The organism is Shinella oryzae, assembly GCF_023038235.1.
Lineage (GTDB): Bacteria > Pseudomonadota > Alphaproteobacteria > Rhizobiales > Rhizobiaceae > Shinella > Shinella sumterensis.
Genome location: NZ_CP081988.1, coordinates 1,709,250 through 1,721,235 on the forward strand (window position 1 = coordinate 1,709,250; position 11,986 = coordinate 1,721,235).

Here is an 11,986-nt window from a genome sequence, read left to right on the forward strand (position 1 = left end):
ATGCTGGTCGTTCAGCCCGTATCCGACGCAAAACCGCCAAGAAATATGACAGGCTCGCCAAATATGGCCCCAGACTTCCTCGTCACCCATTCGGGTGGCTTTCACGCAGATGAATTGTTGTCCAGTGTGATCCTGACAAGGCTTTTTCCACACGCCCATCTCGTTAGGAGCAGGGCGCCAGAGTGGATTAGCCCCGCGCCGGACAGGATCATCTATGATGTTGGCGGCGACTATGACGCGGCATCGCGGATTTTTGATCATCATCAGCGTGCTGCACCGATGCGCGACGATGGCCAGCCGTTCAGTTCCTTCGGTTTGATTTGGCGTCACTTCGGCCAACACTACCTGAATGCAATGGCTGTCCCGGCTTTGGATATCGACGCTCTTCATACAGCATTCGATGTCGATTTCGTGCTGCCTGTCGACCTTATGGACAATGGCGCGCTTGCTCCCTCAGCGGCAGGAGCACTCGCCAAGCTCACGCTGCCTGTCTTGCTCGAGACGCTGAAGCCAGCCTTTGACGATGGCCGTCCCGATGCCGACGATCGCGCTTTCGATGAAGCTTTATCCATAGCGCGCAGTCTCGTAGAGGCGACCATTCGGCAAAAGGCCGCCAACCTACGCTCCGAATCGATCGTGCTTCGTGCGATCGCGGCCGCTGACCGCGGTCATATATTGGAGCTCCCAATGGGAATGCCCTTCCGGCCTGCGATCGTGAAGGCTGGCGCAGACCATCTTTTGTTTGTCGTCCACCCTCGCGAGAGCGACTGGTGCGTCACAGGGATCCGGCAATCGGACGCCGGGTTCGAGTTGCGCGCCGATCTTCCGGCGGCCTGGGCGGGATTGACCGGCACTGACCTCGAGATGGCAAGTGGCGTCATAGGTGCAACCTTCTGTCACAATGGGCGGTTCATTGCTGCGGCCAAGACCCGCGAGGCAGTGCTTGAGATGGCGCATATCGCGGTGTCGTCTGTGATTGGCCCGGATAGCGACGGCGGGCGTCTGTGAAATCGCGGTGAGGAGCCGGGTTTGATCACGCTGCAGAAGCCGCGTCTTCCATCTTGTTTTCTCCTGGCAGGTATGACTGATAAGCAGCCTTCCTCGCGGCTCGAGCCCGCTCGCAGCAGATCGGCAGCTTCTATGGCTTGCGGAATGGCTGGAGCTGGGCTCAGAAGCCTGGTTCAACCGGCTGACGCCGCACGACGGCAGATCGGGTTAGCTGCGCCACCGCCTCGGCATTGCAGCAATCCCGTCGATGACCTCGAGAGACCCTGAACGGTTGAGCGTATGTATGCGTCGATGGGGCCAGTCGCCGCTGGTGCAGACGGCACTCGGTTCACCAAAGCGCACGGTCTCGCTATCGAGTTCCAGCAGGTGTGCCACGCCAAGGCCACCACCGTAACCGTGCGTCCCGTCTTGAACAGGAAGCAAAAGGCGGCCGGCGGCATCCCGCTGAATGGCTCCACCTGGGCGTGCGCGGCGCCGGTCGATAAGGATCGGGTTGAGGTGGTGTGGGCGCCACGGTCCGAGTAGGCGGGGCGCCTGGAAAACCACCAGCGTGTCGGAGGTGCTGCCAAAGCCATCTCGATCGGTGGCGAAGAGCCATAGGCTTCCGTTGTGCTCAAGCAGGGTGGCATCGGAAATTTCGCCCTCGATAAGGACAGCGTCCGGCTGCCATGCGTCTGGAAAGCTCAAAGCACGGTACAGCGTCAGCTTGCCGCTGGCGCTTGCCTCAGGAAGCATCCAGATCGCGCCATCGCGAGCAAAGACCTGCGGATAGGAGAGATGATGCGGCTCGTCGAGGACGACTCGCGGGGCTTGTAGGCTCCCGTCATCCCTGAACTCGGCAACCGAAATCACCGCTTTTCTATCCGCTTGAACATAGTCCTCAACGAAGATCTGGGGCCGCCCTTGCCAATGGAAGGCAAAGGGATCCGCATAGAAGCGCCCCGGAGTATCAGGAACCGCTGTCCAACCCGTGCCAAGCCGCCCGCTCTCCGCAACACCTGGACCATCGTTGAACCTGTAACCAACCCGCCAATGGGCATGATGAAATCGAGCCCGTCGTACCGCTTCACGACCAAGACGTGGTAGCGCCCGGGTCACATAAGGGAGAAGAAAACCGGCGTTGGAACGTTCGACATTCGATTTCTCGGCAAGAGGCGCCAGTCGGTCCTCGGTGAAGGCGCGAACGACCGACAAAAGCAGCGTCACCGCGCGCGCGAGTATGTCCTCGAGTCCAAGCGATGTCGCCTCGCGACGGTCTATCATCGGGAACGCGCGGTCAACGATCGTTTGGCCATCCAAAATGGCTTCAATGAATGGAAGGGCACCGGTAGCGATAGCGTTTGCGGTATTCACACCGAGCACTGCACCGGCGCATCTGAGCGTGATGGTCGGAACGTCGGAACCTGATGAGCCGTCGGTAAGGACAAGCCGCAGCATTGGAGCCCGATGTCGAATGCGTGCCGGTAGCGGCTCGACCATCGCTGTAAGGCATGGGTCCCGTCTGCCAAACACTCGTCGCTCTAAAGCCAGAACGGTGTCGGCCAAACTGAAGGCTTCAATGGATGCTCTATCATAGCCAACCGCGACGTCATATCCCTCCGCGTCGAGCCGCTGGATTACCTTCTGTTGCCAAAAGCGCTGTGCTCGCTCAGGAATGACGACATCTATGCTGAGTGGGCGTCCTCTCATGCGTCACGGACCGAACATGACGAATTCGGTGTAGGCGAGGTCACCCGGGAGCGCTGGATTTGGACCCTTATAGTATTTCGGGCCGATTCCAGCAAAATAGCGACCGACCAGCCCCGGAACAGGCGCGTTGGCATCGAGCAGGCACAGCACGCGCCCTTGACGCAGAAGGTATCGACCGAGCGCGCCGGCGCACTTGCTGAGTTCCTCAGCGGACCGGCAATAGATGACCTGGCTGCATGGAACGATGCCACGCAACACGCGCCGCGATTTGAAAACGAATGGATAGGCTGTTTCACCTTGGACGCACATCAGTGCATCGCAGCCGAGATGCGCATGGTCAAGCAAGACCTCGCGCTCGCCTGGAGACAGGAAATCCAGTTCGGGGCTCGCGGAACGCGCCATGACAACCTTCATAGGCGAGCTAGCCAGGCTCAGCGCGGGGAAGAACGCCTGTTGCCCGCCAACGAAGCGCTGGAAGCGCAGCCCCTCGGTCACCTTGAGCGTTACCGGTGCCGGTGTAATGCTGAGAAACGTCACCTCACGGCAGCGCATTGCGGTCATGATCAGTTTGCCCGCATAGGCGCGAAAGCGTTCATCTACGGCCCAGCTTGAAAGGTTGCACCGAATGGGCTGTCCCTCCAGAGCCGGTTGGCGGAAGAAAAATGTCAGCATTACCCCAACGATATTCCCTTCGCTAGCAAGGCAGTAGCCATATTGGGGGAAGTCCCTGAGAACGGGCCGGGCCTTCATGCGTTCGAGCACTTTCTCCCAGTGCCTGCGGGGCCGCTCTGGGAAACCGCGCCTCAGACAGTCGACCACACCTCGCCAATCCTCTTCTTCGATCCGACGGCAAACAAGACCTTGAGGAAGTGCGCCCAGTATTCCCACGAAACCGCTCCCAACCATATGACAGCAAGAGTAGATAATGCATCATAGGGTTGTATTAATCGTTAACGGAGACCTATTGAGGCTTGCAAGCAGACGCGTTGGCCGTGGCAGGCGCTATGGAGATGGCACTAACCGCGGCTTGCGAAAATCCAGTTGAGTGCTGTCGAGCGAGTAAGATGCGAACGCCCGGTATCTCCACATCAAAAGCGCGATCCTGCGCTATCTGCGCGCGGTCGTGACATTCCCAGACTGCTTTGCAGCAAGTTGTTAAGGGGCGTCCGCGGCCATGGCGACGGCGCGCAGATCGCCACATCGATCAGTCTGGAGAACCCTCGGTTGCCTTTTTCAGGACTTTTCAAGCTCGTCCATAGTGAAGGGTTTTGATAGCTGAAATGCATCGACAATTCCTGAAGAGGTTCTTGCACTGTCGTCCCCGCTCGCAAACACGATTTGGATCGTTGGCCAGCGATCCCGGAGCTGCTTGGCCAGATCGGTCCCTGACATGCCGGGCAGACCGACATCGGTGATCAGCACATCGATTGTATGCGTCGTGAGAACCGCGAGCGCGTTTTGGGCCGAAAGCACCTCATGAACGTTATGGCCGAGTTCGCCCACTATATCCACGGCGGACATTAAGATCTAAGGCTCATCCTCGACGATAAGTATTCTGGAAGCATTGGCCTGAGGCGCCTGCGCTTCGGGTCTTTGGCCCTGATCTTACATTCGCTGCGCCGCTATCTGGTTCTGCCGCGCGTTGCTAGCACATGACGTATCTTGGGGGCGAGTGCTTCGCGCGTGTAGGGCTTCGACAGCAGCTCGACGCCGGCATCAAGCCTGCCGCCAGCCTACCTCGGACGTCGTCCCAGATTTCGGCGTACAAAACTTCCGTTGGCACGGTGAGGGCATTTGGATGCTTGTTTCCGAGCGTCGGACGATATGCATCGTTGTAGAAGAACCCAATGTCAGGCCCCCCGAGCCACATTTCGAACTTCGACGTCGGCAAGAGGCGCAGGGCCGCTTTCAAACCTTCTGGCCATTTTCTCGGTGTGCCAAGAGAGCTTCGTGACCAGTCGTGCTGGCGCATCATTTGCGCCATCTCACTGTCATCAACAAATATTTCCCTGTAGCTCTCCGAAATTACCAATACCATTCCCCCCCAGCAGAATATTGCAGGACCCACTTAGGTCTTTCATAATGCTTGTCCAGCCCGCTGGTTCAGATGACGAGCCTGTCTTTGGTATTGGACAGAGCAAATCAAGACCAGTCATTGGCGTCGTTTTAAGACAGTGGATACACGCCAGACCGGAACATCCTTCGCACAAATGTCTTCCTGCTCCAGATAAATAAGGAGCTTGTCATGAAGACTGTCACAATGGCCATCGTGGCCGCCGGCCTGGCATTGACACACACCTATTCCGCCGCCGCGAGTGAAGAGCAGTTCCTCACGTCGCTTAAAGGTCAGTACGAAGGGACGGGTCAAGTGCGGCTGCGTACCAACAAGGGCCCAATCAACGTGTCGTGTAGCTTCCGCTCCACCACGACTTCAAGCACCCTATCCCTAAATGGAAAATGTCGCGGACTTGTCGTCGTTTCACGCACGATAAAAGCTGACTTGACGAGCAAGGCCGGTGCTTACCGAGGATCGTACATTGGCGCGGGCTCCGGGCCGGCTACCTTGGCGGGAAAAAGAAGCGGAAAGGCGTTGAACCTCACTATTCGGTGGGCGAAGGAGATCAACGGAGACCGCCAGGCGCGGCTCTCGGTTGCTAAATCCGGATCGCGCGGGCTCACCCTAACGACAACCGATTTGGATCCGACCACGGGCAAAGCGGTCGTCACAAGCAAAATCGTCCTCCAGCGCAAGTAGGGATGGCTTCAAAGCCTACACGCGCCAATCACGTGAATTAAGCGTGGTTCGCCCATGATCATATATGGTTCGTTTTTGCCGACCCTCCGTATCCTTTGTGAAAAGGGGTCTGGAACAACTATGCTTTACAACGGGTTCATCTCCACATGCGGGTGCCAGCAGCGCAAAGCGTATCGAGGTCGAAGATGGCGGCTGACAAGCTTTCAACCTACAAGAAAAAGCGCGATTTCAAGCAGACGCAGGAACCCAGCGGCTCGACAACCGTCAAGCGGTCGAACAGGCTCCGTTTCGTTATCCAGAAACACGATGCCACGCGCCTTCATTACGATCTCCGCCTTGAACTCGACGGCGTCTTCAAATCCTGGGCGGTGACGAAAGGGCCGTCGCTTGATCCAAACGACAAACGGCTGGCCGTCGAGGTCGAGGACCATCCGCTCGACTATGGCGATTTCGAAGGCACGATCCCAAAGGGCCAATATGGCGGCGGGACGGTGATGTTGTGGGATCGCGGATACTGGGAACCCGAAGGTAAGATGTCGCCTGAGGACGCTTTGCAGAAGGGTGACTTGAAGTTCGTACTGCACGGCAAACGCCTTCACGGCAGCTTCGTACTCGTGCGTATGCGTCACGACCGCAACGGCGGAAAGCGAACCAACTGGCTGTTGATCAAGCACCATGACGAGCACGGTGTCGACGAGAATGGCGCCGCCATCTTAGAAGAGAACATGTCCTCCGTCGCTTCGGGGCGAACGATGGAACAAATCGCTGGCGGCAAGGGACGAAAGCCGACGCCGTTTATGACGGCGAGCGCCGACGTCGGGGCAGATGCCATCTGGGACAGCAAGCACGGTCTCGCCGCCGATGAGCGCAAGAAGAAGGCTCGCACGACAGTCGCGCGTTCCGCCACCGCCGAAATGCCGGGCTTTATCCCGCCGCAACTTTGCGAAACGAGAGAGCGTCCGCCAGCGGACGACACCTGGCTGCACGAGATCAAATTCGACGGTTATAGAATCCAGATGCGCATTGCAGACGGTGCGGTGACTCTCAAAACGCGTAAGGGGTTGGACTGGACTTCAAAATATCCCGAGATCGCAAAAGCCGCGGCCGCGCTTCCCGACTGCATCATCGACGGCGAGATCTGCGCGCTCGATGATAATGGCGCTCCTGACTTCGCAGCGCTACAGGCGGCATTGTCGGAAGGCGCTACAAGCAATTTGGTGTATTTCGCATTCGACCTCTTGTTCGACGGTGGCGAGGATCTGCGGGGCATAGGTGTGGCAGACCGCAAGAGCCGGCTGCAGACCCTGCTTGCTGATGCCACCGACGAACCGCGTCTGCGCTTCGTCGAGCACTTCGAGACCGGCGGTGATGCGGTGTTGCGCTCCGCATGCAAGCTTTTGCTTGAAGGCATCGTTTCGAAACAGGCAGATGCGGCATACCAGTCAGGTCGTGCAAGCACATGGACAAAGTCAAAATGCCGGGCCGGCCACGAGGTTGTTATCGGTGGCTACGCCCAGACCAGCGGCAAGTTTCGGTCGCTTCTGGTCGGTGTCAATCGCGGCGAACATTTTGTCTATGTTGGGCGGGTGGGCACCGGATATGGTGCCAAGACGATCGAAACATTGCTGCCGAAGTTGAAGGCAGTGGAAGCGGAGGCCTCTCCCTTCACAGGCATTGGCGCGCCGAAGAAGGCAAAGGAGCTGGTCTGGCTCAGACCCGAACTGGTCGCGGAGATCGAGTTCGCTGGCTGGACCGCCGATGGCTTGGTCCGACAAGCGGCATTCAAGGGTCTGCGGGAGGATAAGCCAGCCGCGGAGGTGGAGGCCGAAAAGCCGGCGTCTCCGGTCAAGACCGAGACGCTGGAGCCGGCGAAAGCTACAAGGTCAAAGCCCACGCGCCGGAAGGGCACCAAGGCCGACGTCATGGGCGTGCTCATCTCCAATCCGGACAAGCCCTTGTGGCCCGACGCCGGCGGCGACGGACAGCCCGTCACGAAGGAGGATCTCGCGCGGTATTACGAAGCTGTCGGCTCTTGGCTTATCGACCACGTCAAGGGACGGCCATGTTCCATCATTCGCGCGCCTGATGGGACCGCGGGCGAACAGTTCTTTCAAAGGCACGCCATGCCGGGGACGTCGAACCTGTTGGAATTGGTCAAGGTCTCCGGCGACAAGAAGCCCTATCTCCAGGTTGACCGCGTCGAAGGCCTCCTCGCCATCGCCCAGATCGGTGGGGTGGAATTGCATCCGTGGAACTGCGAGCCCGGAGAGCCTGAGGTCCCGGGACGGCTGGTGTTCGACCTCGACCCGGGCCCGGACGTGCCCTTCTCGGCCGTTGTTACGGCCGCGCGCGAGATGCGCGACCGGCTGGACGACCTGGGGCTCATCAGCTTTTGCAAAACGACGGGCGGCAAGGGTCTGCATGTCGTAACACCACTTGCCGTTAGTGTCCGCAAGCCACTCTCATGGGCTGAAGCCAAAGCCTTTGCGCACGACGTCTGCCAGGAGATGGCGCGCGACAATCCCGATGCCTACCTCATCAAAATGACCAAGAGCCTGCGGGAAGGCCGCATCTTCCTCGACTATCTGCGCAACGATCGCATGGCAACGGCCGTAGCGCTGCTCTCGCCACGAGCACGGCCGGGCGCCACCGTATCGATGCCGCTGACCTGGACGCAGGTGAGATCCGATCTCGATCCCAAGCGGTTTACCCTGCGCAGCGTGCCGGCGTTTCTGTCAAAGAGGAGCGCGTGGGAGGATTACTTAGACGGCCAACGACCGCTGGAACAAGCCATCAAGCGGCTGAACAAGCAGAAGGCAGCGTGATGATCCTTGAACGTTCGCGTATCCAGATCAGTTCGAACCAATGAAAACGCAGACCCTCTCAATCGAGCACATGGCGCGCCTTCGGCGAATACGCGGACTGGCGCGGCTCATGGACACCGCGCTGCGGATTCCGGGCACGCGCTTCGCGTTCGGCGCGGACTCGGTTATCGGCCTGATACCAGGTGTGGGTGACTTCGCGGCTGCAGCCGTCAGCCTGATCATCATAAATGAAGCGCGCCGGCTCGGCGTCCCTTACGCCAAACTGGTAAAGATGCTGGTAAATGTCGGGTTCGATACAGTCTGTGGTAGCGTGCCGCTGTTTGGCGATGTGTTCGACGCCTACTTTAAATCCAACCGACGCAATCTGCGGCTGGTAATGGAACACTTCGGTCTCGATCATGCCGATCTTGATCGATAGAAAGCAGGTGTATGCCCCGTTATGATGCGCACCGATAGTCCGATCGTCGCTCAGGAGACGGCTCTTCAGCGATTCCGCGACCTGCCGCCGGTCGGGCCGCACGAACTTGTCGGCCTGTGGAGGGGGCGGGGTATCCCATCTGGCCATCCCCTCGACGGCGTGCTGGAAAATCTTGGCTGGTTCGGTAAGAGGTTCACCTCGGAACTGCGCGCGGATGCGCTGCTGTTCCAATCGGGAGAGCGACGCCTGGTCGCAATGGATGCCAAATGGATTTCTCTTCGATTGGCACTTCGTTTTCACGCTCTCGGTAGAACGCGGGTCGTCGGAAATCTATTCTCCAATCTCCATCGTCGCCTGCGGGCGAATGGTCCGATCGCCTCCGTAAGAATGCTCCCCTTCAACGGGAAGACCAGCGCGGCCATGGTCTACGATGCACAGCCCATCGTTGACCACTTCCGGCGGATCGACGGCCAGCATCTGATGGGCGCAATGGCGATTAGCGGGCACAATCAGCTATACTTCTTCGAACTGAAGCGCGTCGGCGAGCCCGCGTAATCGTCGTATGGCCCTTGAATTCACTCACGGCTTCTTGTCGCGCACCGCGCGCAGCCCGTTTCAGCTCGCAGATTTGTCACCGACGTCGAAGACCGCTGCATTGTCCTGCGCCTCGCGGAGACCCTTGTAAGACGCATGCCGCAGGTTTTCGTCATCCGTCCACCCGCGAAACTCGATCTCGGCGATCAGCGTCGGTTTCGCGAAGACATAGCTTTTGCCCTTTAAAGGTATGACTGGCCTGCTGATCTTCAGTTTATCGAGCGTCTTGCGCAAGTACTCGGCATCGGCCGTCTTAAATCCCGTCCCGACCGAACCGACCGAGACCCAGTCATCGCCCCTACGGGCGGCAAGCAACAGACTGCCAACCCCGCCGCGGGCGGATTTGGAACGCTCATATCCGACGATCATGAAGCTCTCGCTCTGAACACATTTGATCTTAACCCAATCGCCCGTCCTTCCGGCGCGATATGGCCGGTCGCGCTGCTTGGCGATGATGCCCTCTAGCCCCACCGAGCAGGCATTCGCCAGCAACTGGCCGCCATCGCCATGGACTTCTTCCGACAGCTGCACCGCGCCGACGGCGCCGTCGAGAAAATCCTCCAGCAGGTGCCGGCGAACGGAAAGCTCCGTCCGGGTCAAATCATGGCCATCGAAATAGAGGAGATCGAAAGCGAAGAAGACTGCCTCGGTGGATTCCCGCTTGCCGCCGCGGCCGCCGAGAGAACGTTGCAGCGCCCCGAAGTCCGAATGGCCTTCCCGGTTGAGCACCACCGCCTCACCGTCGAGGATCGCTGTCCCGACGCCGAGTTTTGTTGCTGCGTCGGCGATTCCGGGAAAGCGATGCGTCCAATCGTGGCCGCCGCGCGTTATGATCCGCACGGCCTTGGGCTCGATATGGATTGCGAGGGATACCCGTCCCACTTGATCTCGTAAAGCCAGTCAGATCCCTCCGGAGGCCCACGACGTAGCAGCGCCAGGCACGGCTCGACACGCTCGGGCATCGGATCAAACGGTAGGTTTGGTTGCTCGGGATCCCGTCGGCGAATGGCGCGCGACTGAAGCGTCGCGCTGGACTCATCAAGCAGAGGAATGGTTGATCTGCGCTTTTTCATTGATTTTAGCCACGTGTTTGACTGAGACCGTAGATAGTATTGTCCGTAAAGGTTTCAGTATGCGTGGATCACTTTTTTACCGCGCCATTGCCAGCCGGTGTCGTAGCCCTTCAAATTGGCCCTTGATGAGGCTTATGAGGCTCTGCGCCGTGCGCTTGCGAGCTCTTCTTCGGCCCGATAGCGGGAACGATCATTCGTCATCCACACGCTGCGTGAGCGATGCGACCAGATGACGGATCGGTCTCGATCGTAACGCGCGCGCTGGTGTAGTCCTGTTGGACGGGCTGACCTGGAGCGATCTGGCGCACGATAGTCGCACCGGTCAAGCGCATCGCGTCGGCGTCGGAAATCCTCAATGCACCCACCAGGCGCATGGCAGCAATGCCATCACAGGTACCTGACGCCTGCACGCGCCCCGGTTTTTCCGTCGCGCAGCCCGCAACTGCTAGGAGCGCGGCGATGATCGTTAGGGATGGTCTTGGTCGATCAACGCGCATCACAACAGCTTTCGGATACGTGCTGGCTATTTTGGAGAAATAAGAGCACGTTAATGAGCGCATTCGTTCGCATAGTAGAGACGAACAGACGCTTCGATATCTGAGCGGTGACGGTCCGCGTCGTAGGTTGGGCTTTGAAACGTCTCAAAAAGGTATTTGGCTAGATCTTCGCGCGCTTCTGGGAGGTCCGGGAACCAGCTTTGCGCAGTGATCTCATCATAGATCGACTGCAGTGCGTCCAGTTCCTCTGGCTGGAAAGCCCCCTGTCGGGGATGACTGTTCATGGTCGAGCCCTCGTGCCTGGGGCGGGAGCGGATCAACACTCGCAAATGCGGCGCCGGTATCAATTTCCACCCACAGCAGCACTGTACGCTCTCGCGCTCAAGAGTCCATCCTGCTAAATGTGGCCTTCGCTCACGCGTCGGGGCGGACCGGACATCGCTGCTAGACACTTAAACACGCGCGCCGGCGGTCTCGCATCAACTTACGCGTCTGTCGTTTTGAGTACGCGCGATCAGGCGTGAAGCGATCAACCAACCTGTTCTACCGAGAGGGACCCCGGCGAAAGAGGCCTGATCAGGGATTTCGCCTGGACAGAGCTATCAAGCCAATCGGCCCAACTACTCCGTTCGAGGATCACAATCTGACGATCATGATAGGGCGCCACATCAGGGCCCGGCTCCATCGTCAGCATCGTGAAGGCTTGTCCGACACCGTCCGTCTCGCGCCAGATACCGGCAATGGCGAAAAGGGGCTCACCGATCCTGCGAAACAGCCACTTGTCCTTGCGCTTCTTCTTCGGATCCCCCGGTTTTGTGAATTCATAGAAGCCATCGGCGACGATGAGGCACCGGTTGGATGTGAATTCGCGGCCCTCGGAGCGAAAATTGTAGACCGGCTTGTTGGTCGGGCTCGGCCAGCTCCACCTTCGCTGGATCAGCTCGCCCATTCCGCGCTCGCCCTCGACGCCGCGGATGATCGGCGCCGTGTCGGTGACCTTGATGTCCTCGCGCGCCTCGATATTGGGGCGACCCTCGGGAAAGCGAATCTTGATCTTGAGCTGCTCAAATTCCGCGATAACCGAGGTAAGTTCGACCGTCAGGCGATAATCGTTGCACATGGCGCCT

General features: G+C 59.0%; 11 protein-coding genes and 1 pseudogene. 5 read left to right on the plus strand and 7 right to left on the minus strand.

Features of this window, described 5'->3' with window-relative positions:
- Positions 1 to 63 precede the first annotated feature (63 nt).
- Positions 64 to 1,008: an MYG1 family protein gene (locus K6301_RS24160; RefSeq protein WP_247221374.1), complete on the plus strand. Its 945-nt coding sequence runs from the start codon at positions 64 to 66 to the stop codon at positions 1,006 to 1,008.
- Positions 1,009 to 1,215: 207 nt separating this feature from the next.
- On the opposite strand, the gene K6301_RS24165 is transcribed toward K6301_RS24160, so the two are convergent.
- The 3 genes from K6301_RS24165 to K6301_RS24175 form a co-directional block, all read right to left on the minus strand.
- Positions 1,216 to 2,445 carry a glucosamine inositolphosphorylceramide transferase family protein gene (locus K6301_RS24165; RefSeq protein ID WP_247221375.1) on the minus strand — a complete coding sequence of 410 codons (1,230 nt, stop codon included), beginning with the start codon at positions 2,443 to 2,445 and terminating at the stop codon, positions 1,216 to 1,218.
- A 255-nt stretch (positions 2,446 to 2,700) separates the two neighbouring features.
- On the minus strand, positions 2,701 to 3,585 hold the full coding sequence (locus tag K6301_RS24170; protein ID WP_247221376.1) for a hypothetical protein: 885 nt from the start codon (positions 3,583 to 3,585) through the stop codon (positions 2,701 to 2,703).
- Between the two features lie 345 nt (positions 3,586 to 3,930).
- Positions 3,931 to 4,218, minus strand: a complete 288-nt coding sequence (locus K6301_RS24175) for a response regulator (protein WP_247221377.1) — start codon at positions 4,216 to 4,218, stop codon at positions 3,931 to 3,933.
- Between the two features lie 724 nt (positions 4,219 to 4,942).
- Between K6301_RS24175 and K6301_RS24180 the strand changes: the two genes are divergently transcribed.
- The 4 genes from K6301_RS24180 (at position 4,943) to K6301_RS24195 (ending at position 9,250) form a co-directional block, all read left to right on the plus strand.
- A complete protein-coding gene (locus K6301_RS24180) occupies positions 4,943 to 5,452 on the plus strand; it encodes a hypothetical protein (protein WP_247221378.1) in 510 nt (169 codons plus the stop codon).
- A 185-nt stretch (positions 5,453 to 5,637) separates the two neighbouring features.
- Positions 5,638 to 8,277: a DNA ligase D gene (gene ligD, locus K6301_RS24185; protein WP_247221379.1), complete on the plus strand. Its 2,640-nt coding sequence runs from the start codon at positions 5,638 to 5,640 to the stop codon at positions 8,275 to 8,277.
- 40 nt (positions 8,278 to 8,317) lie between these two features.
- Positions 8,318 to 8,695 (plus strand): DUF4112 domain-containing protein, encoded by a 378-nt coding sequence (locus K6301_RS24190; protein ID WP_247221380.1) that lies wholly within the window; start codon positions 8,318 to 8,320, stop codon positions 8,693 to 8,695.
- A gap of 24 nt (positions 8,696 to 8,719) precedes the next feature.
- Positions 8,720 to 9,250 (plus strand): DUF4334 domain-containing protein, encoded by a 531-nt coding sequence (locus K6301_RS24195; RefSeq protein WP_247222510.1) that lies wholly within the window; start codon positions 8,720 to 8,722, stop codon positions 9,248 to 9,250.
- A 60-nt stretch (positions 9,251 to 9,310) separates the two neighbouring features.
- Here the strand turns inward: K6301_RS24195 and ligD (K6301_RS24200) are convergent.
- From ligD (K6301_RS24200) to K6301_RS24215, 4 genes and pseudogenes are all read right to left on the minus strand, one after another.
- Positions 9,311 to 10,362, minus strand: a pseudogene (ligD, locus tag K6301_RS24200) (non-homologous end-joining DNA ligase).
- Positions 10,363 to 10,559: 197 nt separating this feature from the next.
- On the minus strand, positions 10,560 to 10,922 hold the full coding sequence (locus K6301_RS25055; RefSeq protein ID WP_343298953.1) for an I78 family peptidase inhibitor: 363 nt from the start codon (positions 10,920 to 10,922) through the stop codon (positions 10,560 to 10,562).
- Complete coding sequence (locus K6301_RS24210) at positions 10,910 to 11,143, minus strand: hypothetical protein (RefSeq protein WP_247221381.1); 234 nt, start codon at positions 11,141 to 11,143, stop codon at positions 10,910 to 10,912. The genes K6301_RS25055 and K6301_RS24210 overlap by 13 nt, the downstream gene beginning before the upstream one ends.
- Before the next feature lie 245 nt (positions 11,144 to 11,388).
- The gene (locus tag K6301_RS24215; RefSeq protein WP_247221382.1) at positions 11,389 to 11,979 is read right to left on the minus strand and encodes an SOS response-associated peptidase; all 591 of its coding nucleotides are present in this window, start codon (positions 11,977 to 11,979) and stop codon (positions 11,389 to 11,391) included.
- Positions 11,980 to 11,986: the final 7 nt, after the last annotated feature.

What these genes read in the sequence shown, in the direction of transcription:
- K6301_RS24160 (WP_247221374.1), top strand. Translation starts at nt 64, where the DNA reads ATGGCCCCAGACTTCCTCGTCACCCATTCGGGTGGCTTTCACGCAGAT.
- K6301_RS24190 (WP_247221380.1), top strand. Translation starts at nt 8,318, where the DNA reads ATGAAAACGCAGACCCTCTCAATCGAGCACATGGCGCGCCTTCGGCGA.
- K6301_RS24180 (WP_247221378.1), top strand. Translation starts at nt 4,943, where the DNA reads ATGAAGACTGTCACAATGGCCATCGTGGCCGCCGGCCTGGCATTGACA.
- K6301_RS24215 (WP_247221382.1), bottom strand. Translation starts at nt 11,979, where the DNA reads ATGTGCAACGATTATCGCCTGACGGTCGAACTTACCTCGGTTATCGCG.
- ligD (WP_247221379.1), top strand. Translation starts at nt 5,638, where the DNA reads ATGGCGGCTGACAAGCTTTCAACCTACAAGAAAAAGCGCGATTTCAAG.
- K6301_RS25055 (WP_343298953.1), bottom strand. Translation starts at nt 10,922, where the DNA reads ATGCGCTCATTAACGTGCTCTTATTTCTCCAAAATAGCCAGCACGTAT.
- K6301_RS24165 (WP_247221375.1), bottom strand. Translation starts at nt 2,445, where the DNA reads ATGCTGCGGCTTGTCCTTACCGACGGCTCATCAGGTTCCGACGTTCCG.
- K6301_RS24175 (WP_247221377.1), bottom strand. Translation starts at nt 4,218, where the DNA reads ATGTCCGCCGTGGATATAGTGGGCGAACTCGGCCATAACGTTCATGAG.
- K6301_RS24195 (WP_247222510.1), top strand. Translation starts at nt 8,720, where the DNA reads ATGCGCACCGATAGTCCGATCGTCGCTCAGGAGACGGCTCTTCAGCGA.
- K6301_RS24210 (WP_247221381.1), bottom strand. Translation starts at nt 11,143, where the DNA reads ATGAACAGTCATCCCCGACAGGGGGCTTTCCAGCCAGAGGAACTGGAC.